The organism is Niabella aurantiaca DSM 17617, from assembly GCF_000374125.1.
GTDB lineage: Bacteria > Bacteroidota > Bacteroidia > Chitinophagales > Chitinophagaceae > Niabella > Niabella aurantiaca.
In genome coordinates this window covers 333820-356181 of sequence record NZ_KB893637.1, presented here as the reverse complement: position 1 = coordinate 356181, position 22362 = coordinate 333820, and the positions used below count along the sequence as shown (strand labels likewise).

Here is a 22362-nt window from a genome sequence, read left to right as displayed (position 1 = left end):
AGTCCGGTTAAAGCCCGTTTTTTAAATATCCGTTTAATGAATGCACCAGGGTCCTTTGTCCCAGCAGGTTGCTGTTGACAACATCGGCATTCACTACATTACCCAGGTTATCCTGCACCGCCAGCTGGTCCGGCTGGTTCAGGACCACCGTCACCGATTGGGCCTCCCCTTCAATATTCCGGCACAATGTTTCAAACAGGCCTGTTTTTTTCCCATCGATCGCAAAAGAGTTCTTCAGGATATGGTACTGTATGAACCGCTTGACCCGGTCCTTGCTTGCCTGGTCGCCTGGCTTGGTGGACGTCGGCAGATCGCCATTGGTAACGGCCTGTGCAATGGCCGCATTGTTGGGGACCAGCATCGTATAATTCAACCCCAGTTCGATACCATTGATCTTCCCGTCACTGGCCGAGTACATATCGGTATTAACCAGGTATTGAAAAAACCGGTAAAAGGGCGACGTGGCTGTTTCAGCGCCGATCGATTTGAAGAAATCAGCAATATTCGTTGCAGAGGTCCGGAGCGCTTTGTTGGTATAAACCACCACGCCATTCAAAGATGCCGACAGGCCGGCCCCGGTATAAACCGAATCAACCGCCGCATATTTCACCACACTGTCCATGGTACCGCTCGAATACATTTTAAAATTGTCATACTTCACATACTCGCCGGTATAACTTTCCAGTATGCCCCTGCCGCTTAAATCCGGTATGGGATCATTGTCCAGAGGGATAATATTCAGGGTCAGGAATGCAGCCATTGCAGGACTTCCGTTTCCGCCGTTAAACCTGATCGGATCTGTTGTATTATAGGCATCGTATTCAAAGCCCATCCGGTGCAGTTCGTCGTCGGCAACCAGTATCATCATGTACCGTATGGTCGGGATCTTTAAGGTAAGATGCAGGCCCATGCGCTGCAGCGCAATTTGCGTAAGCCGGTATTTGGGATCCAGCAGCACATTCGCATATACTGATTGAAATACATTGGCGCTCTGGCATGCATTGATGCCATAGAACGCGCCATTGCTCAGCAGCTTTGTTTCCCGGATATTTGCCGTGGACACCTTTGGTTTCTCTCCCTGGAAGTTCTGTTCGACATTGAACCGGGAGGGCCATAGCTGGGTATTGTACAGGTGCGCATTTACAAACTCCGTCAGGATCGTGCTGTTATTATAAAAAACATCTTTCAGCGTGGTTCCGGCAGGATAATACCGAAGCAGCACGCGCTGTGCATAATCGGCCACTGCCGCATTATCCGGAACGGTTATCGAAAAATTATTTACCTGTGCATCGTTGGCGTCGTCCTTAGCATAGTTCTCATTGTTCAATGCCAGCCCCAGATCCAGGTAGCCTTTTGTAAATACGCTGTCCGCCTTTCCCGTAAGCACTTCGTACCGGTGCGATACATCCGCATTGTACGTATAGGTTGCATACAGATCCAGGATCCCTTTAAACGTGCTGTATTCCGGCCTTTCACGCAGGTACTGCTCCATACTTTTCTGCGGCAGCAATACTTTGTCCACAATGTGGATATAACCATTCTCTGCAAGGATATTACTACGATCGGGGTCGATCTTTGCATCTGCTATATTCAGACCGGTGTACTCTGTACCGGGAAAAAATGCGTTATAGTCTGCCGCACCCAGGCTCCTGCTGCTCATATAATCCTTAAAGAAATAGCTGATGTGCTTATTGTTGTAATCAGATGGAACGTAGGCTACACCCGGGCGGCGGTTTGTTGAAATGATCTTTATTGTTTTGCCATCACCGATTGTGTCCGTTTCTACAAAATCGTAATAAACCGTTCTTCTTCTGAAAGCCACGCCCGGCACCCATCCGCGGGCAGAAAAGTTATCGCTCAATTTCTCCAGCCGCTCGGCATCATAAACCATCGATGTCCTCACGATCTTCCCGGCCAGGGCAGCATTGATCTCGCTTACATCGGCGATCCCCTGTTCTTTCAGGAACTTACCAAACGCTTCGTCCGTGGGCGCAAACACCGTCCAGGAGCCTCCCGATCCAAGGGTATTCTTATACCCTGCCTTTTCGATACAGGCCAGGAAATTCTTAAAATTCCCCATGGAATCCAGTTGCTGGTAAATGGGTTGGGCCAGCCACTCCGGTCTTTGGTAATATTCGTCAAATGCTTTTTTATTACATGCGGCAAAAAACGGCAAGGCGATCAACAAAAAACGTAATTTATTCATACTATGCAACAGTTATACAGTGATTCTTTTGAACCATCTTTTCTAAGGGTACCCGTTTGTTAGTTAAAATTTAAATCAAGCAGTATCAGCAATTATCTATACGGCAAGCTTAACTGATTTCAAAATTAACAGGGTCGTCATCTCTAACCGTCCTGATGCATCCTGCTTAACGGCAACTTTTTACGCAAACGTTTGCATAGCCTTTTTTCTTGTCTTATCTTTTTATATGCTTGTAAAAATTTACTATTCTACTCAGTATGAATTGCTTTACATTAATTTCGCAGCTTTTCTTTTGAAAAAAGGCCGATTCCTGCTTCAAAAAAGCGTGCACCGGCTCTGATTTTTTTTTGAAAAATCAGTATCAAAAACAGCGCGATATCAAACTGTCGACAACTTTTGCAGTTCCCGGTTTGGAGAAACCTTGTCTGATAACGATCCGTATTAAAATGATCTTTTTAAATATATTGTCCGGCCACCGAGGACAGCATAGCCATCAGGTTATGGGCCGGGTCCGTCACTGAAACCTGAAATTCAGCATATACTGAGATCCCGGCTTTCTGGACTGTTTGAAATGGCGACCAGAACATAGCTGCGATATAAAAATATCTGTATTTCTGAGCTTCAATGGCAAACATCGAAAGCTTAAAATCGAACCGCGAGGGGCGCAGAGGACCTACGAAAACCGCAATGGGAGAAGGTTACAGCCGAATATCCTGGCATCCCTGGCAAAATCCTCGCGTATTCCCTGTGGTTTAAAACAGAAGGGCCTCTCATTTTCATTCCGGTCCATTTCGACCTCAAATGCAGACTTATAATGAACCGGCATCAAAATTATTTTTATCAATTTATGGGCCGGGCAATGAGGATACTGCCCCAGGGCGCGGGCCAAGGTTTGTGTCTCCACAAACCATTTAACAGGACCGCCATTATTTTTTTATGGGGAAACGCCGGCTTTCAAAAACAGCTTCAGGTCACAGTTCTTTAATTCCCGGATGCCGGCAACTACCATGGCTGCATTCAGCGTGGAACCCTGAAGGTTGGGATGGGTGTGATCCTTCGGAAAAAATTCATCAACCGCTTCAGCGCCCATCCGGTCATATTGATCAGCAATGCGCTGGTTCAGATCAATGAAGTACGCGCCCGTTTGCACGGCCACCTGTTTTGCCCAAAGCCCATAATCCTGATCGCCCCGCCTTACCTTTCCGTCCTTAAAATTATTACGGGGTACCGGTGAGCAAATAACCGGTATAGCACCCCGGGCTTTTGCATCGGTTACAAATTTGCGCATATAATACCCGTAAGTATATACGGTTTCCTTCACCTTTCGAATGGGGTTAAAGATTTCTTTATATTCATCCCCGATCCCCCTGATGGTTCCGCGTGCCCTGGCCGTGTCGTCGAGCGGGCTGCTGTCGTTATGCCCGAACTGTATGAGCACATAATCGCCCTTTTTGAGGGTTGCCAAAATCCTGTCCCACCGGCCATCCGTAATAAAAGTGCGGCTGCTCCGGCCGCCAATGGCGTGGTTCTGCACGTCTATTTTCGTTGTATCAAAACGGGGGGCCATCAGGCTTCCCCAGCCCCAGAGCGCATCCGCTCCCCTGCCGCTTCCGTTCTTAACTGTAGAATCACCAATGATGTACAACACGGGCTTTGGCTTCAGATAAGAAAAAGAGAACAGGGCAATACCGGCGGCAAAAAGGCCATACTTTATGAATTTCATATTTTTATTTTTTTACAGCTATCAGTGCTTACTCGCGCCAATCGGCTTTGGAAGCCACCCTGTGTATGCCGGAATGGGATTGGATGCTCATTATGGATTCGCTCATTTTGCAGCGCAGTCCCTACCGGGAATGATCTTCTTTAAAAAAGGTTTCAAATTCTTTCTGGGTAATGGTAAAAACGGTACCGTGGCGCAACCCATCCGGCATACGGATCTTATCCGAAATATCCGTCCAGTTTTTCAGATCGGTCGACCGGACAGCCCCGTACCTGCGATCGCGGTATTTGTCGAAGTAAACGGTCCATTCCCCGCCGCGCCGCAATACCGTTGGCCCCTCTGCCCAGTAGCCGCCTGTTATGGGGCCGGAAGGAGCGCCATATCCTTTATGTATATAGCGGCTGGTTGCAATGCGGATATTCTTTTGCGGTGCCGGCAGTTTCGTTTCATCTTTGAGGAACATGATGTACTGCCCGTTCGCTTCCTTTATGGTGGCATCGATCACTGTAAATCCTTTATTGTACAATAGCTCCGGCTTTGAAAAGGTTTTGAAGTCTTTTGTAAACACGTAATACATGCGGTGATTGTACCGGCCGTCCCCGGATGCATCCGTTCCGGGAAACTTTCCGGGAATGGTGGTTGCCCAATAGATCATGTAGCGCTCGCTTTGCGCATCATAATTGATCTCGGGCGCCCAGCAGTTCAGCGCGTTTTCATGCTCCATCAACGGAATATAGCGCTGCGGGCTCCAGTGCACCAGGTCTTTTGAAGCGGCATAGCCGATCCCTTTTTCATTCCAGCTGACGGTCCATACCATATGAAATAAGCCATCCGGTCCTTTAATGATACAGGGGTCACGCATCAGCTTATCTTTACCGGCGGCAGGTTTTAGAAACGAGTGGTCCTTCCCAAGCGCCGTCCATTGGTACCCGTCCCTGCTGTAAGCCAGGTGCAGCCCATCCTGGCCGTTGTCTTTAAAATAACAAAACAGGTACACGCTGCTGTCCTGCGCCGAAAGCCGGGTAACGATAAGCAGCAGGATGACAAAATATTTTTTCACTATTTAAGTTTTAATCAGGCACATTAAGCAATAAGGGTTGCGGCCGGTCTGTCCCGTGCCCCGGGATCCTGCACTTCTTAACCGGTCCTTCATCACAAATTCCCGTTTCACCTTCATTAAAATACATTATCCAATTTCGGCCGGCTGTACTGTTCCCGGGCATCGCTGATCTTTGGCAGACCGAAGTAAAAATACAAGGTTCTTTTTACCGGGCCGTTTATTTTTGCCAGCTCGCTTTGAGGACCCAGTGAAGCGGTATTGCGGTTTACGCCCAATGCCAGTTTGCTGCCCATCGGTGGTATGGCATCCAGAAAAGAGATATCTCCAGGAGGCAATTGAGGAAACGGCGGCACGCCGCTCAGTCCATAAAAATCAAACAACCGTATATTTAATCCCGGCTGCTCCGAGGCCACGTAGAACCTGCCCTCCACGGTACTGAACTCCATCCAGGTGACATCTCCGTAATAGCCTTTAAACTCAGGATATACCATGGGCCAGTAACCGGTCTTTGTGTTGTTATAAAAGTTCTGCCATACATTTACGGGTGTGCCGTGCGTCCGGTTCTTCCATTGCCGGTATGGCCCCTTGCCCAGCCACCGGGCGGCGAGAATATAATTTTCCGGGTAATCAAAGCTGACACCGGCAAAAGGCTGGCTTCCGTCCATTTCGTATGCATAGTCCAGGCGTACCCAGCCGTTTTTCAATACCTGCCAGCGCACTGACTTCATATTGCCGGCATAGTCAAACGTTACAGATGGTTCGGCTCCCTTGTCTACTTTTACTTCCTTAAGCACGGCATCGCCTTTTACCGGCACCGGTCCGTTCTTAAAGGACAGGTTATCCAAACCCGTAATTTTATTTTTAATACCGGTCAGCATACCGGTATGTTTATCCAGCAGCACCTGCAGGCCACCCGTGGCAAGCGTGATCACCGAATCGGTTTCCGTCGCCGAAGTTTCAAACTGATCCCTGCCCCAGGTCGTTTTCAGAAGGGAGGTATTGTCCTGCAGCTTCCAGGTCCATTTGTAAAGCTCCCTGCCCTGCGAATCTACCGCCTGCAGTTGCAACGCATTATATTGCCGGAAGCCAGCCGGAAGCTCCAGCCTCAATACTCCCTTTTGCAGCGGTTTTATTGACGGGGCTGTTGCCGTTCCTTTTTTTCTTATCACCGATCCGCTGTTCATCTGGTCAAATGGTTTGTAAAAATCCACCAGTGCCCAATTGTAGGTTACTGCATCCAGGTTTGTAAAATGATAGCGGTTCTCCATTTCAATTTCGCCGTTAAAATTTTGGGGCAGGGTTTTCATGGCGATCCGTACCGGTGAAAAGATTTCGCGCAGCGCATAAAAGCTGCCTTCTTTCTCCCGGTGCGGCCCCAGGATACCATCATTGGCATTGAGCCCGTTGGCATCAATGATCCGGTTCATGTCGGTACGCACCACACCCTCGTCCACAAATGCCCAGATGAAACCGCCGCCGCTTCTTTTTGCATTCCAGTGCAGCTCCCAGAAATCATACATACCAGATGCGGCCCCTCCGTCATCCTGCGCATGTAAAAATTCGGTGGGCATGTAAATAAGACTGTCCGCTAGTATTGTTTTGGTACTGTAATAATCTTCATAGTGATTGCAGTCGATGCCATTGAATGCGTTTCCCGGCCGGTGATGGGGATGAATGACGGGACGCCTGGAATAATCCCAGCGGTAAAATTCAGCATCCAGTTCTTTGTTGGTGCCGCCTTCATTGCCGTTATCCCAAAAAATGATGGACGGATGATTCAGATCCCGCTGCACCATTTCTTTTACCAGTGGTTTTCCGGCCTCCGTGCTGTATGCCTTCTGCCAGCCGGCCAGCTCATCCAGTACATACAGGCCAATGGAATCGCATAGCTCCAGGAAGCGCCGGTCCGGCGGGTAATGCGAACAGCGCACGGCGTTCATATTCATTTCCCTGATAAGCTGTACATCCACCAGCTGCAGACTGTCGTTCAGCGTCCTTCCCGTTTCCGGCCACCAGCAGTGGCGGTTCACGCCCTTCATTTTCACCTGCACGCCATTGATATAAATGCCATCCCCATGCCGTACCTCTATCGTGCGGAAACCAAAACGCTCGGTCAGCTGATGTACCGTTTTGCCCTGCGCTTTCAGATAAACATTGACTTTATAAAGATGGGGCGTTTCGCTGGTCCACAGCAGAGGGTCCTTCACCTTCGTACGCAGCTCTACCAGCGAATCGCCTTTATTAACGACCGCCGTTGCCGTTGCCAGTACCGCTCCCTTCGCGTTCAGGATATCCGCCGTCACCTTTTTTTCAGCGGCAATATTCTTTAGCCGGGCCATCATCCCGAAGCTCCCATCAGCTTTTGCATCGATCGCCACCCCCTCCATATACTCTTTGGGTAATGCCTCCAGGTACACCGGCCGGAAAATGCCGCCGAAGATCCAGTAATCTGCCAGGCGCTCTGCATTATTTACCGTCCGGTCGGACGACATTTTGCTTACGGTAGCCTCCAGTAGATTCTTGCCGCCAAAGATTAATTTATCAGTGATCCGGTATTTAAATTGGTAAAAGGCACCGCGGTGCGTGTCGCCGGCTTTTTTTCCATTGATCTTTACTTCCGTATCGGTCATGCTGCCTTCAAACACTACAAAAACTTCTTTGCCTTTCCAGGAAGCCGGCACATTGAAAGCATACCGATACATTCCTTTTTCATCCGCAAAGCGAAAATTCTTTCCATAGGTTTTGTAATCGCGCCCATAGTTATACGCCCCAAAGCCCTGCTGCTCCCAGCATGAAGGCACCGGTATCTTTGTCCAGTAGCCGCTGTTCCGTCCGCCGGTACAATAAAAATCCCATGCAACTGTTTGATCACTGCCCGTTCCGGACAGATATTGGATCTGGCTGGTTTGTGCGCTGACCATCCCCGTAAGGACCAGCGCGGTAATTCCTGCAATTATTCTTTTCACAGCTGTTGTTTTATATTTAAGCCTCAAAACCCTCAGGGATTTTGCCTGCAATCGTTGCACAATCTTCATATTCATTTATATCATTCTACACCCGGGCATTAACGGCCTTCTTCTTTTTCCCATGCCAGTGAGCATTTGCCTACCGCATAAAAGTTCTTATCTCCAAATTTGCCGCGGGCCGTATACATTACGGTAAATGTGCCATCCTCCTCTTCAATGGCACAAAGGGGCGTGCGGGTATAATGATCGCCTGCCTCTGCCCATATATTCTTTCCGGCCTGAATTTTCACCCGGGTTTCCCTGCTCCAATGCACCCCGTCGCCGGAAATACTGTACCCGATTTCCTGGTCGCCAAAAGAATCAAACACCATCAGGTAGCGGCCATCTTTTAGCTGCAACACCACTTCATTTTCCGTAAACACATCTGCCAGCTCAACCGGATTAAGACCTTCCGGAAACCGTTCCCAGGGGCCTTCCAGCTTTGACGCATAGGCCATACCGGTGGGCCAGCCCGTTTTGGGAATATGGTTGTGACCGTCGTATAGCGCGTACCAGGTATGGCCTGCCTTGTACGGAAAAAAGGAAGCCACGGCCTGCTGCCCCTCCCAGGACTGGGATTCGTTCCCGGGCTGCAGCATGATCCCCATGTCGGCATAGGGCCCCGCAATACCGGCGCGTCCTTTTTTTACCGAGCGCGCTCTCCAGATCCTTCCTTCATAATCATTGCCGGCGATCTCCCCCCGGGTACTGTCGCCCGCCCGGTATGCTACATAAAAAATATTCCATGCATTTTCTTCTTCATTAAATACGACGGCATTCACCCACACTTCTGAACGCGGATTATCCGGCGTTCTTCCGGGAATGCTGTTCACAACCGTTGACTGGCGTTTCCAGTGAGCGGCATCCGTGCTGGTCCAGTAAGCAATGCGCAGGTCCCTGTGCGGACGTTGAAACATTTCATTTACGAACATATGATACGTACCATTCAGCTTGACCACATGACCGGTTTCAAAACCTGCCCGGTTGTCTGTTGCCGTTACATCCGGATGATGTATGCCAATAACAGGTCCGTCATGTTCGGAAATCATTTTCAATACTTTTTTTTCTCTGTGTCGTTCTTTTTGCGCGGCATTTTTGTCCTGGGCAAAAGCATCTGCCTGGTTCATGAGCAAGCCCACCATCAGTGCTGCGCCCCCAAAAAAAATTCCTTTATACATGGTCATCATATTTGATTTGATCAACGCTTTTTTCCCTGTTGCATTTGTCCGGGCCCTGGCGGATCACAGTCCTTAAACAATATGGGCATGGCCTTTGGACCGGAAATCTGCGGTATCACCTTATTACCCGGCACCTTAAACAATACATGCTCAAACAAAATATCCCGGCTGTCCAACGCCCGGATCAGGGGATCCCTGGCTTCCAGTACCGCATTCCTGACCGTAAAGCCATCCACATCCGCGGCATCAAACAGCCGGTCCGTTTTGGCGTCTATCTGCTCTATCCTTACATTCTTCAAAGGGCTTTCGGGCAGCGCTGTTGCTTTTACCAGCTGTGTTGCCCGGTCCACGCTGATATTCCTTGCTGTAATATTCCGGTAGACCGGTGTCAGCTTATCGGCTTTTTTTAACGGCAGCCGGCCGGCCAGGGCGCCCACGTGTTGCGCACTGCCCAGCATATCCCATTCAAAAACGTACCGAGCATTTTTTATATGAATGCCGTTATAATACAAATACTCCCCGCCTCCGCCCCGCGGCCGTCTTGTTTTAAACCGTATGGCTGTGCGCGTATTTTCAAAAACACAATTGGTCACATATAGATTCCGGATCATGCCCGCGGTTTCGCTGCCACAGGTAATGCCGCCATGTCCTTCAATAGCCAGGCAGTTACGGACCACAATATTTTCCGAAGGCCGGTTCACCCGCAATCCATCCGCTCCCCGGCCCGCCTTAATCGTAAAGCAATCATCGCCGGTGCTCAACGTACAATATTCGATCAACACGTTCCTGGAGGATTCGATATCGATGCCATCACCCCGGGGTATGCCCACCGAGTGCACCGTTACGCCGCGTATGATAACTCCATCACAGTAAATAGGTACAATATTCCAGAAGGCCGTGTTCTCAAGTGTGACCCCTTCGATCAGGACCTCCCTGCAATTGATGGGCGAAATGAACATGGGGGGTAAAACAGGTGCCCCGTTATATCCTTCATATACTCTTTTGGAAACCGGCAGTGTATAGGGTGCAAAAGCTGCAATGTCCATTGTGGTCATGATCTGTTTGCGTACCGTACCACTGCTATCCGGGCCAACCAGTTTTCCTTTTCCGGTAACCGCAATGTTTTCCTGCCCGTTTGCATAAATGCAGGCCCCCAGGGACATTACCTCCACCCCTTCGATCCTTGTAAAGACCGCCGGCCGGTAATCTTCTATTGCTCCGCTAAAATAAAGAACGGCCCCTTCCTCAAGATGGAGGTTTACATGGCTCTTTAAAACGATGCGACCGGTAAGCCAGTTGCCTTTGGGAACCACGACCGTTCCTCCTCCCTTCCGGCTTACCTCATCGATCGCCTGCTGGATCAGGCCGGTTATTTTTGTACCCGTCCGGGCCCCGGCAGCCCTGATGTTAACAGAATATGCAGGAAAGACCGGCCGCTTCAGTTGCTGCATCGGAAAAGGTGCGCTGATGGGCGCGATCGCGTACGGGAGATGGGCTGCGCCTACTTCCCCGTCCGATACCGTTTCACCGGATGCAACAGCTCCTTTTTTTTGCGCAGTACAGGAAACCATTGCCGCCGCAAGCCACAAAAAGAAAAGGCCGGGGCTATTGACCGGCAGACAGGTCCTTGTTTTTTTTATCCTTTTAAATATGCTCATTCCTTCGACGGGTTCAGGGTTTTAAATGAATGATCACCTGCTCATTTCGGTCGCAGATGATCACACCATCTTTATACTTCAGTTCTGCTACCTGTATCACGCTCCGCTTATCTTCAAAAGAGTACCGGGCTGCGGGCAGGTCTTTTCTCCGGCCGGGATGCGTAAAATAAAAAACATAGGCCCGGTTCTGGTTTACGACCACATCGCAATGACCACCGATCGCCTGATCATCCGTCCCACTGCCAGGATGTTCCAGGATCCTTTCCGGCTGTTTTTCCCAATGCATCAGGTCGCTGCCCGAAAAGACCTCCATTCCTTTCCATGCATCCACGATCATAAAATACCGTCCCTTCCAGCGAAATACTTTAGGCCCCTCGCCCCGGGTTGCAATGGCTTTTCCCCGGTCCTGCCAGTGATACAGATCATTGCTCTCTGCATAATAAATGGATTTACCATCTTTTTCATTGTTGTACCACATACGCCACAGCCCATCCCTGACCTTATACACTGATGCATCGATCACGCGACCGCTCACCAGCGATAGCACCGACTGGTACTCCCAGTGAAGGAGGTCCCTGCTGGTCAGGTGTACGATCTGCCGGGGATGGCTCCAGGTACGGAATGTACCCGGCACATAAGTAAGATACAGGTGATACATTCCTTTATCCATGATGATCTCCGGCGCCCAGAAGGTATAACCGGCATCGGGGCGGTACCGGATGTCTGCCGTATCTACATAGCTCCATTTACGGCCATCGCTGCTTTCTGCAATACCGATGCGTGTACCGTGCACCCACTGTACGGTCGAGTCCGGCACGGAGGCCCGGCGATTGGTATAGAACATCCACCATTTTTTTCGCTGCTGGTTATAAACGATTACAGGATCTGCCGCACCATGATATACCGGGTCATCGTACAAGGGCCTGGGCGCGGCCTGTGGCTGCGCACCGGCACCCAACGCAAACAATAGCAAAAAATATACGGGCACGAGACGCTGCATGCTTTTATTTTAAAGGGGTAAGCGTAACAGGCCCCAAAAGGCCCGAGGGCAATGGTTTCCAGTGTGCCGCATTGAACAGACCGTCCTTTACATTTTCCTTTAATCTTGCCGGCATATTCGTATTGTAAAATATTTTCCAGGGCAGCCGATGACGGTCCATATAAGCGATCCGGTTGGCCATCAGGCTGGCCACCACGATCTCCAACCTGTTGTTCTTTAACTGGAAGGCAGCAGCAGGGATCACCGTGGTAAAGGATGGGCCGATGAGCGTTGCCATGCTTTTGCCGTTCAGGAATACTTCAGCGGTTTCATGCACTTTGCCCAGGTTTAGCAGGTACCGGGCTGCATTACCCGGCTTGTCAAAATAGAGGGTATATTTAGCGGTACCCGAGAAGTCCTTTACTTCCTGTCCGCCCGCATCCGTCCAGGACCCCAGCGATCTTACCGTTCTTGATGCCGGTATGGCCGGACCTCCTTCCAGGAAATCGAGCGTCCAGTTCCCCTCAATGGCGGTTGCCGCACCTGCTTTATTTTTATATGGAAAGGGCTCCCCTTTCTTTATGGTATCAAATGTCCGGATCAGCAGCGAAGCCTGTGGCTGCAATTGCACCTGCACCTCAAGGACGCCATCTTTTTTGCGCCAGGCCGCCAGCCCCTTTTCGCCGCTCATCGCATCAAACAATGCCACCGAGGCGGCGTCGCCATTCAGGGTGATCCACTCTTCCACGTCTGCATCCGTGCGATTGTTGATAAAATAAACATGACCATCCGCCTGTTTGCGCCGCAGAATGTAAATGTCCGGATCGCCCGGTTTCTCGCGCCGTACCGCACCCGCCTGCAGCAGGGCTTCCAGGTCATCGCTCAGCCAAACGGTGCCCTTGCCCACAACCGCTTTCCGGATATTCCCCTGGCCGGTAAAGCGGAGCCGGCTGGTCAGCACCGACAGCTTTTTCCGGCGCGTTGCCAGCCCGCCAAGCCCCGGAACATCTTTGGGAAGCGCTTTATACACGAGTATTCTCGCCCCCGCGTTCGCAAGAGCCAGTATCTTGTCAAGGCTCTCATCAGTAATGAATTTATTGGCAGGCAGCAGTATGGATCTATAGGAATTACCCCCGCTGATGATATTGCCGGATGCATACCGGAACTGCTGCAACTGCCGGTCTGAGAAGAAATCGAAGCTATATCCTTTTTCCACCATCTCCTGCGCAATATGCTCAAAATCGGTGTTGCCAAAGTTCTTCTCCATCCCGTCAAAATGTTGCAGCAAGGCGCTGCCCGGCTCTGAATAGCGATCGATGATCGGGTAATACAGCAAAAGATCATTGTCCGGCTTTCCACGCTGTAAAAAACTCTGTACACGGGCAATATAGCGGTTCAGGGCATGAAAATCTTTCCACTGCGGATTGGTGGGCTGAAAATGTACCGCCGCATAAAACAGCCAGCCCGGCCAGGCAGCCTCTTTGGGCGAGTATTCCGTACCATGATAGAAGATATGATTCACCCCTCCCAGGAAATACAGATCGATGGCTTTTTTCACATCTCCCCAGGATGACAGAAAATGTTCATTCAGCCAGGTAGCCGACTCTGAAGAAACCAGGGGCTTGCCCGTAACATGAGCGGCGGAAGCTGCAAATTTAAACCGCAGGATGTCGTTGCCTTCTGTTTCCGGAATGTCTACCACGCTGTACAGGTCCAGCGTATTGGCGGGCGATCCGTGGCTCTGGTTCCGCAGCAGTTTTCCCTTCCCCTTGGCCCATGTTTTCCATTCCCAGGTAAAGTGCTCCAGCAACAACCTGTCGATCACCGACCGGTAGTCATAGATCACCCGGCTGTTTTTGTCGGCATTGTCCCTGCCAAAAAGAGCCGGCAATTCGGTACGCAGATCATAGCCTTTCCGTTTTTGAAATTCCTTAAAAAAATCTGGTGTCCAGTTGGCCTGACCGCGTGCATCATCTACCTCATAAGAGTCGTTAAAAAAGGAGCGCAGGTAACGGATGTCCGTTCCTTTAAACGCTTCATCAAAGCGTTTAAAATAGTTCACTGCCGCCTGACGGGAAAAATGGTCAATCGCATAACCTTCACCTCCCGGCGCCGCCCGCTCCACCATTTTACCATGCAACCCTTCAAACAATGCATAGAGTGTCCAGTTATTTGTACCGACAGGAGCCGTCCAGTTCAACCGGCCCGTAGTATCCACCCTGGAGATGAGGTTCACCGGTGTACCTTTTGCCGGGTAAGCGATCAGGGCTTTTAACGGCAGTTTTCCTGCAAACTGGACCTGGTCGAGGGCCAGCCCCTGCAGGTTTTCATTTTCGGAAACAGGGTTTTTTATAGCGTCCGGTTTTGCCGGCCGGTTATTGGCAGTACGCACAAACCCTTCCCGGATGTACACGACGGGCTCCTGCAACCGCTGCCCCCCGCTGAGGGAATAGGTCTTGTAATATACCGATTTGCTGGCGTCCGCATCTTTTACCCAGGGACCACCAAAGGGCCAGCCGGTTCCATTGGCCAGGTCTACCCCCAATCCCAGGCGCTTACTTTCCTTCAGGGTATGGGAAAACCATTCCATCCACCGGGGCGACAGGAAGCGGGTAAAATGTTGCTCCTCGCCATGGATCCCATAGATCGGCGTGATCTCGGTGCCGCCAATGCCGGCTTTCCGGTATTGTTCAAGGTTCCAGGTAAGCCCTTCTTTGTTCACAGCGCTGCCTTCCCACCACCAGCGCGTCCAGGGCTTCTGCGTTTGTGTGATCTGTGGCCAGCTGATCTGCGCCTTAGCTAAAAACATAAAAAGGCTCCCGCCCGTTACAAGCGCTGCCCTGATAAGAAAACCGGTTCTCAAAATCGACATTTTATCGTTCATAATATCGGAGCCGATGCGCCCCTGGTCCTTCTGACAGGAAGCCATTTCCGCCAGCAGTCTGCTCAACCGTCAACTTCCGTATGACAATGCTTCAAAAATAGAGTTTAACGGCTCCCTCCCTGTCCTGTACCGTCCTGAAAATTAAGGTTTATTTACGCAATCGTTTGCATAGTTCGTTTACCCCCCAAACCCGGATCTTCCGTTCCCTTCAACGGAGCGTTGTCAGCGCCATGCATGCACTATTGGAGATGGAACAATTCCTTAAGAGGCATGGATACCGGCGAACGGTCGGGGTTGGTTTCCATGATGTCGCACATAAAGGTCCACCACTTTTGCATTACGGGGTGGGCCGGCAGATCGTCCATGGTGCTGTTTTCTTCCAGCGTCAATACGCCAAACAGATCGTTGGTCTGCTCGTCCCAAAAAATACTGTAGTCCTGCACGCCTGTCTGCTTCAGCAGCTCCCGCAATTCGGGCCACAAGGCATCATGCCGTTTTTTGTACTCGGCTTCATACCCATTAAACAATTTCATTTTAAAAGCGATCCGTTGCATAACACTGTTTTATGGAATATTTTTTCTGTGTGCCAATGGGGGCATGCAACTAAAATAGGACCGTTTTTTCTATTAGCCGTCCTGACCCGTCCTGAACACCTCTATTTAATTGTAAATTAAACAAATATTAAGAAGGGGTATGGAGATATAGAGCATACACTTGCAGGCCGGGTGCGCCCGTTTGATCATTCCTTTTTTACGGGACGGCTGACAAAAGGAAAATTGGGATTTTCTGTATGCGACCGGCTCATAATGCCGGCTATTGCCGATACGATCTGCGGATGCGTTGCAGCAACATTCTGCTGTTCGCCCGGGTCGGTCCGTAAATCGTACAACTCAACCGCAGCAGCATCACTTTCAAAAACATTCTTCCGGACCCCTTTCCAGCGCCCCATCCGCACGGCCTGTTTCCCGCCATCTTCATGAAGCTCCCAATACAGGAACGGATGCTCTTTTTGCTTTTCACCAAGCAAAGCAGGAACAATAGAGATCCCGTCCACGTCCGCCGGCACTTCAGTCCCTGCCAGTGCTGCAAAAGTGGGCAGCAGATCCCAGAAGGCGCCGGAAAAATCCGACCGGGTACCGGCTTTTATTTTCCCGGGCCACCGGGTAATGAACGGAGCACGGATTCCTCCTTCATACAGGTCCCTTTTGATTCCTTTAAGTCCTCCGCTGCTGTTAAAGAAAACAGGATCATTGCCCCCTTCTTTATGTGGCCCGTTGTCACTGCTGAAAATCACCAATGTGTTTTTGTCGATACCCAGGGCTTTCAAACGGCTCATTATATCCCCCACATAACCGTCCAGTTTACCCACCATAGCCGCATAGGCCGCTTTTGGGTATGCCTGTGGCCGATATCCTTTTCCATCCCACGTTCCGGGCACGGGCACCGGCGTTTCATGAAATGCCTTTTTATAGTATGCCAAAAGTGTATCATCCTCTGGCAACTGCAGTGCCGCATGGGGCAGGGTATATGCCAGGAACAGAAAGAAAGGACCGTCCCGGTTCTGCTGGATAAAGGCCAGGGCGCGATCATGTATTGCTTCTGCCGCATAACATTTTTGCGATCCCCGCGTATTTGGAAATTCGATACGCCGGCCGTTGTCCCACAAATGATCCGGAAAATAATCATGAGCAAGCGTCTGGCAATTATATCCATAGAACCGGTCAAACCCCTGCTTCACAGGATCGCCTGAAGAACCCGGGAACCCCAGACCCCATTTGCCAAAGCACCCTGTTGTATATCCGGTGTTTTTCAGCAACTGCGCGATGGTATGCGTGCCTGCCGGCAATGGCCACTGTCCCTCCGGTACCACTCTTTTATTTCCGCGTATTGGCGTATGCCCGGTATGCTGGCCCGTTAGCAGCGAGGATCTTGAAGGTGCGCAAACAGCCGTGCCCGTGTAAAACTGGCGAAATGTTTTCCCCTCCCGCGCAAGCCGGTCGATATGAGGTGTCCTGATTTTTTGCTGCCCGTAAACACCAACGTCGCCATAGCCGAGGTCATCTGCAAGGATCAATACAATATTGGGACGCTGCTGTGCTGCAATTTTTATGAGGCTTCCTTCCGCTACTAATAATAAAATGATCAGTACCGGTATCAGACCGCTGTTTCTGTAAAACCTGGGGGTCATGGCAAATAAATAATAGTGTTTCCAAAAATACGGTTGTTTTTTTCCCAGCCCGTTTACCATCCTTCCACAGAAGCGGTTCTGCGCCGTTATGTAAAGCGGATCTTTATTACCGGCCGCCGGCTATCTCTTTTATAATAAAGCAGATAGCAATGGCTCCCGGTTCCGGTAACGATTGCGTAAAAAGCTCAACGATTCAAAACAAATGGTACATCAATAAAAACCATCATTTGAACAGAATGATCAGGATCTCGATCACCAGCGCAATAATGGCCAGGATCATGGCAATCGTGGCCCTGCTACCGGCCGCCTTTCCTGCGTTCGCCGCACGCTGCTGTGCGTCGGTTTGCAGGCGGCTGCTCGCGGTCTGTTGCATCCGGGCAAGCTCTGCATTAAAAAAATGCAGGAAGCCTCCATGCTCCATATAGATCTCCAGATGCTCCGTTGCCGGCAATCCCTGGTTATTGCTTTGCGGGTCATATTCCACAACGGCCGGATCAAGCTCCAGGATCAGGTTCCGGTAACGGGCATATTGCGGGGGCTGGATATGCCCGAGCGCCTCCGGCACAAGATCCTTATGGATCGCTCCGTTCTCCAGGATGTATTGAAGAATGGCCTGAATATTTTCGGCATCTGTTTTTGTGAGATCAGTAACAGGCATGGTTTTTCTCATAAAAATACAACACTATTTTAAAGCCCCTGCGATCAGCTTTTCCAATACATAATATGTGATGGGGCAAAACTCGCTGTTCTTGAGCGTCAGCGCCGGCCGTTTGATCAGAACATCTTCATCCGTATAAGGAAACCGGGCACAGTCCGAAGGACGCATTTCATAAATGCTGCAGGTGTTGTCCGGGTTGAGGAAAGGACAGGGCGACTGCTTGACTACAAAATCCCCGTCTTCATCCACCTTCAGATAAGTATCGATAAACACACTTTCTTTCAACCCCAGCCCCCGGGCAATGCGTTTTACATCGGGGGTCTTAAACCGGGGCGAATAGTTTTTGCAGCAACGGGCGCAGGTCAGGCAATCCACTGCTTCAAACGCTTCCTCATGCAGTACGGGCAATTGCTTCAGCACCTTGTTCTTATCGGCCCGTTTTAAAAACTGCTGATAACTTTTCCGATGCTCTTTTGTTTTTTTCTCCCAGTTTTGTAATGCGTCTGTTGTCATGATCCGGCCCCTTCCTGTTTAGTAGTTGCAAAATTAATCCTTTAGCAGGTAGCAAGCAGATTCAAATCCTCCATAAAAATCAAATGGTACTATCCAAATCCGACAGGAGCTATGGGATTGCTTCACACCTAAAGATGATGATCCGTCAGCAGATGCCGGGCGCCCGCCCGCCAGGCAGAAGTTCAGAACGCCCATATGTTATAGAACGACTTCGATACAGTTCCTTTCTTTCGGGGGACCAGGCAGGCCCAAAAGGATCGCAATTACCCCCTCAATTGAGATAGTCATTTTACCTTTGATGCTGAAAAACACACATGATTATGAGAAACACGCAGAAAAACACGATGCCGCCCATTGGCCGGTATATAGACCCGCTAACCGATTTTGGGTTCAAAAGAATATTCGGATCAGAGCCTAACAAGTACCTGCTGATCGCATTTCTTAACGAGTTGTTCAGAAGGCGTAAAGTAATACGCAACCTGATATACGATCCGCAGGAGAAAAACGGACCTCTGAGAAACTGTTTAAAAATAATATTTGGTCCCCCTTATAAGCGCCATCCGGCGCGTCGTTGTCGTTAAAGCCGCGCTTTAGCACGGCCTTAACGAAGCCGTAATTTCATAAGTGCCATCGGCACGGATCATTATGCCCCGAGCCCATGGCTCTCTGTTGCTCTTTTGGACGTATAAACGGGTTGAAACCCGTTCTTGCCGGATCTTCCGAGGCCATGCCTCTTTTGCCAAAATGATCGTTGAACCCCGCTTTTTATAGATGACGGCTACAGCGAAGCCCCAAGTAGAGACGATAAAAAGCTGGTACCTTTTAATGGTTATACGAATGCTCCCGGATCGTTTCTAAACAGTTTCTGAGGAAGAAAAAATAAAAGCTTACAACAAAGGCGTTCGGAAAGCTGTTCCTGATACCGGAACAGTTTTTTTTATCAACATCAGGTCCGGCACGGGATGGCATTTTAAGGCAGGTACTCCGGCAGGTATTTCGGGGTGCGCAATCGGTTGAATCATTTTTTATTTTCCCGGACCATATTTTGAGGATTTATAACAAAAAAAACGGTTTGATAAATAAAAAATCACAAATCGGAAAAAACATTAAACAGTCTATAAAAAAACAGTCACCTTATAAAAACTCGCGGTCTACCCACCCCGCGTTGGCGTTCCCTTTGTCCTGCTTGCGCAAACCGGTTTTTCTCATAAAATGCATGTACCTTTGCACACCTCAATTATACTTAACACCTCAGAAGTTATATGAATATTTTAGACGCTCAATCGACAGAGTTTTTAAGGCGCCACATCGGCCCGGATGCAAAAGAAACAAAAAAAATGCTGGCTCAAACAGGCCTCGAAAGCATGGATACGCTGATCGGGCAAACCGTTCCCCAGGGAATCCGGATGCCGCATAGCCTGAATATTCCAAAACCCATGAGCGAAAATGAGTACCTGCGCCATATTAAAAATGTATCGCTGAAAAATAAGATCTTTCATAACTACATCGGCCAGGGCTATTACGGAACCATTACTCCCTCCGTTATCCTGAGGAATATTTTTGAGAACCCGGGCTGGTATACACAGTATACCCCTTACCAGGCAGAGATCTCACAGGGCCGCCTGGAGAGCCTGCTGAATTTCCAGACGGTTGTCAGCGACCTTACGGCACTTCCGCTGGCTAACGCCTCCCTGCTGGATGAAGCTACTGCAGCAGCCGAGGCTATGGGCATGTTCTTTCACCTGAAGAACCGCTCGGAAAATATCCAGAAACCGAAATTCTTTATCGATACCGAGATCTTTCCGCAAACCAAGGATGTATTATATACCCGGGCCATTCCTTTTGGCATCGAGATCGTGGAAGGCGATTATAAACATACCTCCATTACAGATGCTTTTTTTGGCGCCCTGGTGCAATATCCAAACAATAAGGGCAGCATCGAAGACTACCGGTACTTTATTGAGACCGTGCACGCTTCAGGAGGCTATGTAGCCCTGGCTACCGATCTGCTGGCGCTGACGCTGCTGACGCCTCCCGGGGAACTGGGCGCGGATGTAGCCATCGGTTCTGCCCAACGCTTTGGCGTGCCTCTTGGTTATGGCGGGCCCCACGCGGCGTTTATGACAGCCACCGACGAATTTAAGCGCAACATCCCGGGGCGCATTATCGGCATCAGCGAAGACGCCCGTGGTAACCGGGCATTGCGCATGGCGCTGCAAACCCGGGAACAGCATATCAAACGCGAAAAGGCCACCTCCAATATCTGTACTGCCCAGGCCCTGCTGGCCAATATGGCAGCCATGTACGCCGTATATCACGGCCCCCGGGGTTTGAAAACGATTGCGGAGCGGATCGCGATCTACACCCAGATCGTGGGAGAAGCCATTGAAGCACGCGGGTTTAAACTGGTGAGCGACCAGTATTTTGATACCATCGTTGTACAGGTAAACAATATCGCTCCGATCGTGGAGAAGGCAGAACAGCAGAAAATAAACCTGCGGCAGATCGATCATCAGCATATTGGAATCTCGCTTGACGAGACAGTCATCATCGAAGACCTTTACGACCTGATCAATTGTTTTGAGAACGACTCCAACCCGGTATCGTTTTCATTAAGCACAGAAGAGCAATTGCGGCATATCCCCGAATCCCTGCTGAGGACCTCCGCTTATCTTACCCATCCCATATTCAATACGTATCACAGCGAAAGCAAGATGATGCGGTACATCAAATATCTGGAAAACAAAGACCTTTCCCTGAACACTTCCATGATCTCACTGGGCAGCTGTACGATGAAACTGAACGCAGCTACGGAGATGATCCCCCTGAGCTGGTCGCACTGGGCCAATATCCACCCGTTTGCGCCTGCCAGTCAGGCCGGTGGTTATAAACAGATCGTGGATGAGCTGGGACAATACCTTTGCCAGATCACTGCCTTTGATGCGTGTAGCCTGCAGCCCAACAGTGGTGCCCAGGGCGAATATGCCGGACTGTTGACCATTAAAGCGTATCATGAGGCCCAGGGCAACCCGCAGCGGAATGTAATGCTGATCCCTATTTCCGCCCACGGTACCAACCCCGCTTCGGCAGTAATGGCCGGCATGCAGGTGGTTGTAGTAAAAGCATTGGAGAACGGCTATATTGATGTGGAAGATCTGAAAGCAAAAGCAGCGCAATACTGCGAAACCCTGGCCGGCATTATGATCACCTATCCCAGCACTTATGGCGTTTACGAAGAAACGGTTAAGGAGATCACCCGGATCATCCATGAGAACGGTGGCCAGGTATATATGGATGGCGCCAATATGAATGCCCAGGTAGGGCTTACAGCCCCCGGCCTGATCGGCGCAGATGTCTGCCACCTCAACCTGCACAAAACCTTTGCCATCCCGCACGGCGGTGGTGGTCCCGGCATGGGACCCATCTGTGTAAAAGAGCACCTGACCCGGCATTTGCCCGGCCACGTTTCCATACATAAGGCAAAGACCATCGCGCTCAACGGCAATGGCCAGAGCCATCCGCAGCATGAGGGCGCCGTATCGGCAGCTCCGTATGGATCTGCTTCCATCCTGCTGATCTCTTATGCCTATATCCGGATGCTGGGTGCGGAAGGATTAAAGGCGGCAACCGAATACGCCATCCTTAACGCCAATTATATGCGGGCACGCCTGGCAGAAGATTTCGATATTTTGTACACCAATAACAACAACCTGTGCGCGCATGAATTTATCGTAGACCTGCGTCCTTTTAAAAAAACCGCACAGGTGGAGGCCGAAGACATCGCCAAAAGGCTGATGGACTATGGGTTCCATGCCCCAACCATGAGCTTCCCCGTTCCGGGAACCATCATGATCGAGCCTACTGAAAGCGAGGATAAAGCAGAGCTGGACCGTTTTTGTGATGCCCTGCAACAGATCCGGAAAGAGATCCAAAAAATAGAAGCCGGGGAATGGGATGTAAAGGACAACCCGCTTAAAAATGCACCACATACCCAGCAGGCGGTGATCACCGGCAACTGGGGGCATGGATACTCAAGGGAAGAAGCGGCCTTCCCGCTGCCTTACATAGCGCACAATAAGTTCTGGCCTTCCGTGGCCCGTGTAAACAATACACTGGGCGACCGGAACCTGATCTGCACCTGTGAGCCGGTAGAGGCTTATATGGAAGCTTAAGAAGACAACATCGATACAAAGGCTGTTTCAAAATCGTTTGAAGACAGCCTTTTCTTTTTCGCTCCGGGTCTCCCGGAAGCGTCCACCGGCTCACCTGTACAATATGGATCTCCCGCAGGCCCCTGCGGAGACATTGACGGG

General features: G+C 50.3%; 14 protein-coding genes. 2 read left to right on the top strand and 12 right to left on the bottom strand.

From position 1 onward, the window contains the following. Positions 1-7 precede the first annotated feature (7 nt). From B160_RS0115220 to B160_RS0115150, 12 genes are all read right to left on the bottom strand, one after another. Positions 8-2206 (bottom strand): fasciclin domain-containing protein, encoded by a 2199-nt coding sequence (locus tag B160_RS0115220; protein WP_018628791.1) that lies wholly within the window; start codon positions 2204-2206, stop codon positions 8-10. Between the two features lie 934 nt (positions 2207-3140). Continuing rightward, positions 3141-3929 carry a rhamnogalacturonan acetylesterase gene (locus B160_RS0115200; protein ID WP_018628787.1) on the bottom strand — a complete coding sequence of 263 codons (789 nt, stop codon included), beginning with the start codon at positions 3927-3929 and terminating at the stop codon, positions 3141-3143. Between the two features lie 121 nt (positions 3930-4050). After that, positions 4051-4986, bottom strand: a complete 936-nt coding sequence (locus tag B160_RS0115195) for a glycoside hydrolase family 43 protein (protein ID WP_018628786.1) — start codon at positions 4984-4986, stop codon at positions 4051-4053. 116 nt (positions 4987-5102) lie between these two features. After that, positions 5103-7952 (bottom strand): glycoside hydrolase family 2 protein, encoded by a 2850-nt coding sequence (locus tag B160_RS0115190; RefSeq protein ID WP_040679986.1) that lies wholly within the window; start codon positions 7950-7952, stop codon positions 5103-5105. 98 nt (positions 7953-8050) lie between these two features. Further along, positions 8051-9169: a glycoside hydrolase family protein gene (locus tag B160_RS0115185; RefSeq protein ID WP_040679985.1), complete on the bottom strand. Its 1119-nt coding sequence runs from the start codon at positions 9167-9169 to the stop codon at positions 8051-8053. Positions 9170-9189: 20 nt separating this feature from the next. Continuing rightward, positions 9190-10827, bottom strand: coding sequence for a glycoside hydrolase family 28 protein (locus B160_RS0115180; RefSeq protein WP_018628783.1), 1638 nt, complete (start codon positions 10825-10827; stop codon positions 9190-9192). Positions 10828-10840: 13 nt separating this feature from the next. After that, positions 10841-11827 carry a family 43 glycosylhydrolase gene (locus B160_RS0115175; protein WP_018628782.1) on the bottom strand — a complete coding sequence of 329 codons (987 nt, stop codon included), beginning with the start codon at positions 11825-11827 and terminating at the stop codon, positions 10841-10843. A gap of 4 nt (positions 11828-11831) precedes the next feature. Continuing rightward, positions 11832-14756 carry a glycosyl hydrolase gene (locus B160_RS0115170; RefSeq protein WP_018628781.1) on the bottom strand — a complete coding sequence of 975 codons (2925 nt, stop codon included), beginning with the start codon at positions 14754-14756 and terminating at the stop codon, positions 11832-11834. A 173-nt stretch (positions 14757-14929) separates the two neighbouring features. Beyond that, the gene (gene rhaM, locus B160_RS0115165; protein WP_018628780.1) at positions 14930-15244 is read right to left on the bottom strand and encodes an L-rhamnose mutarotase; all 315 of its coding nucleotides are present in this window, start codon (positions 15242-15244) and stop codon (positions 14930-14932) included. Positions 15245-15429: 185 nt separating this feature from the next. After that, entirely contained in the window at positions 15430-16878 is a 1449-nt protein-coding gene (locus tag B160_RS0115160) for an arylsulfatase (RefSeq protein WP_051107187.1), read from the bottom strand. A 223-nt stretch (positions 16879-17101) separates the two neighbouring features. Next, on the bottom strand, positions 17102-17548 hold the full coding sequence (locus B160_RS0115155; RefSeq protein WP_018628778.1) for a hypothetical protein: 447 nt from the start codon (positions 17546-17548) through the stop codon (positions 17102-17104). A gap of 12 nt (positions 17549-17560) precedes the next feature. After that, positions 17561-18049 carry a YkgJ family cysteine cluster protein gene (locus B160_RS0115150; protein ID WP_018628777.1) on the bottom strand — a complete coding sequence of 163 codons (489 nt, stop codon included), beginning with the start codon at positions 18047-18049 and terminating at the stop codon, positions 17561-17563. Positions 18050-18363: 314 nt separating this feature from the next. On the opposite strand from B160_RS0115150, the gene B160_RS0115145 reads away from it, so the two are divergent. Then, entirely contained in the window at positions 18364-18630 is a 267-nt protein-coding gene (locus B160_RS0115145; protein WP_018628776.1) for a PD-(D/E)XK nuclease family transposase, read from the top strand. A gap of 681 nt (positions 18631-19311) precedes the next feature. Then, positions 19312-22221, top strand: coding sequence for an aminomethyl-transferring glycine dehydrogenase (gcvP, locus tag B160_RS0115130; protein ID WP_018628774.1), 2910 nt, complete (start codon positions 19312-19314; stop codon positions 22219-22221). Positions 22222-22362: the final 141 nt, after the last annotated feature.